The sequence below is a fragment of the Microbacterium sp. ISL-103 genome (assembly GCF_018613995.1).
GTDB lineage: Bacteria > Actinomycetota > Actinomycetes > Actinomycetales > Microbacteriaceae > Microbacterium.
Genome location: NZ_JAGGPD010000482.1, coordinates 1 through 2,789, shown reverse-complemented (window position 1 = coordinate 2,789; position 2,789 = coordinate 1). Strand labels below are relative to the sequence as shown.

Here is a 2,789-nt window from a genome sequence, read left to right as displayed (position 1 = left end):
GGAGCAGGCAGGTCCGGGGGAGTGGCGTACATCCACTCGCTCGACTCCGGCAAGGTGAACGCGCAGTCCCTCGGCAGCGGCGAGCTCCGGCTCGAGCCGCTCGACCGGGCGGACCTCGAAGTGCTCCGCAGCCTGATCGCCGAGCACGTGGAGCGGACGGCCTCGCCGCTCGGCTCCGACATCCTGGCGCGGTTCGATGAGACCGCCGGCCAGTTCACGAAGGTGCTTCCGCGGGACTACGCCGCAGTGCGCAGCATGCGCGAGGAAGCAGTCGCCGAAGGCATCGATCCCGATGGCGACATCGTCTGGAACCGCATCCTGGAGGTGACCGGTGGCTGACCCCAAAGGCTTTCTGAAGACCACGGAGCGCGAGCTCCCCCCGCGTCGCCCCGTGCCGGTGCGCATCATGGACTGGAAAGAGGTCTACGAGGCCGGCGACCAGGCCGTCCTGAAGCGCCAGGCCGGACGCTGCATGGACTGCGGTGTGCCGTTCTGCCACCAGGGCTGCCCGCTGGGCAATCTGATCCCGGAGTGGAACGACCTGACCTGGCGAGGCGAAGGCCGTGCGGCGATCGATCGTCTGCACGCGACCAACAACTTCCCGGAGTTCACGGGTCGGCTGTGCCCGGCGCCGTGCGAGAGCTCGTGCGTGCTCGGCATCAACCAGCCCCCGGTGACGATCAAGCAGATCGAGGTCTCGATCATCGACGAGGCCTTCGCCAAGGGCTGGGTCGAACCGCAGCCTCCCGCTCGTCTCACCGGCAAGACCGTCGCGGTCGTCGGCTCGGGACCCGCGGGCCTGGCCGCCGCACAGCAGCTCACGCGCGCGGGGCACACCGTCGCCGTGTTCGAGCGCGACGACCGCATCGGCGGTCTGCTGCGCTACGGGATCCCTGACTTCAAGATGGAGAAGGGGCAGCTCGAGTCGCGCCTTCGTCAGATGCAGGAAGAGGGCACCCGGTTCCGCGCAGGAGTCGAGATCGGCAAGGACATCTCCTGGGCCGACCTGCGGGCGCGCTACGACGCGATCGTGATCGCCACGGGTTCGACGGTTCCCCGCGACCTGTCCATCCCCGGCCGCGACCTCGACGGCGTGCACTTCGCGATGGAGTACCTCGTCGAGTCGAACCACGCGGTCGCCGGTGACAAGGTCCCCGAGCAGATCAGCGCCGAAGGCAAGCACGTCATCGTGATCGGCGGCGGTGACACCGGTGCCGACTGCATCGGCACCGCGCACCGTCAAGGCGCGCTGAGCGTCACCAACCTCGCCATCGGCGTGCAGCCCGGCACCGAGCGTCCCGCGCACCAGCCCTGGCCGATGATGCCGACCCTGTTCGAGGTGTCGTCCGCGCATGAAGAGGGTGGTGAGCGGATGTTCCTCGCCTCGACCGTCGAGTTCCTCTCGAACGACGTCGGCGAGGTGCGCGCACTGCGCGTCGCGGAGACCGAGTACATCGACGGCAGGCGAGTGCCCAAGAGCGGTACCGAGCGCGAGATCCCTGCAGACCTCGTGCTGATCGCGATGGGCTTCACCGGTCCCGAGCAGGACGGCTACACCGAGGACACGCTTCCGCAGCTGACCGAGCGTGGCGCCTTCCGTCGTGACGACAGCTACGAGTCCACCGTTCCCGGTGTCTTCGTCGCCGGCGATGCCGGTCGTGGCCAGTCGCTCATCGTGTGGGCGATCGCCGAGGGCCGTGCGGCTGCGGCGAACGTCGACCGCTTCCTCATGGGCACGACCGTGCTGCCCGAGCCGGTGCGTCCGCATGAAGTCGCTATCGGCCTCCAGCCCGCGTAGGCTGAGCCGCGGCACCGTCGCCTGATTTCCATCCCCCACTACCCTGGAGCAATCTTTGAGACGCGCGAAAATCGTCGCCACCCTGGGCCCCGCCACCTCCACGTACGAGACAGTGCGTGCACTCATCGACGCAGGTGTGGACGTAGCCCGTCTGAACCTCAGCCACGGTGACTACTCCGTGCACGAGAACAACTACGCCAACGTCCGTCGCGCTGCCGATGACGCGGGCCGCGCGGTCGCGATCCTCGTCGACCTGCAGGGACCGAAGATCCGACTCGGCAAGTTCGAGGCCGGCCCCTACGAGCTCGCCAAGGGCGACATCTTCAAGATCACGACCGAAGACATCATCGGCAACAAGGACATCTGCGGCACGACCTTCAAGGGCCTGCCCCAGGACGTCAAGCCGGGCGACTTCCTGCTGATCGACGACGGCAAGGTCCGCGTCGAGGTCGTCGAGACCGACGGCGTGACGGTCACGACCCGCGTCATCGTCGCCGGCGCGGTCTCGAACAACAAGGGCATCAACCTGCCCGGTGTCGCCGTCAACGTCCCCGCACTGAGCGAGAAGGACGAAGACGACCTCCGCTGGGGTCTGCGCATCGGCGCCGACCTCATCGCCCTGTCGTTCGTCCGCAACGCGGAAGACGTCGACCGCGTGCACGAGCTCATGGCTGAAGAGGGCGTCACGGTCCCCGTCATCGCCAAGGTCGAGAAGCCGCAGGCCGTCGACGCGGTCGAGGAGATCGTCGACGCGTTCGACGCGATCATGGTCGCCCGAGGCGACCTCGGCGTCGAGCTGCCCCTCGAGGCGGTGCCGATCGTGCAGAAGCGCGCCGTCGAGCTGGCACGTCGCATGGCGAAGCCGGTCATCGTGGCGACGCAGATGCTCGAGTCGATGATCAACAGCCCCGTGCCCACTCGCGCAGAGACCTCCGACGTCGCGAACGCGGTGCTCGACGGTGCCGACGCCGTGATGCTCTCGGGCGAGACC

General features: G+C 68.1%; 3 protein-coding genes. All 3 read left to right on the top strand.

Annotated elements, in window-relative coordinates; all coding sequences use genetic code 11:
* On the top strand, positions 1-339 hold a 339-nt coding region (locus J7E68_RS16315), incomplete at its 5' end, for a hypothetical protein (protein ID WP_215174366.1).
* Positions 332-1,798, top strand: a complete 1,467-nt coding sequence (locus tag J7E68_RS16310) for a glutamate synthase subunit beta (protein ID WP_215174364.1) — start codon at positions 332-334, stop codon at positions 1,796-1,798. The genes J7E68_RS16315 and J7E68_RS16310, both read left to right, overlap by 8 nt.
* A 55-nt stretch (positions 1,799-1,853) precedes the next feature.
* Positions 1,854-2,789 (top strand): pyruvate kinase (pyk, locus tag J7E68_RS16305; RefSeq protein ID WP_215174362.1); only part of this gene is annotated, 936 nt, incomplete at its 3' end.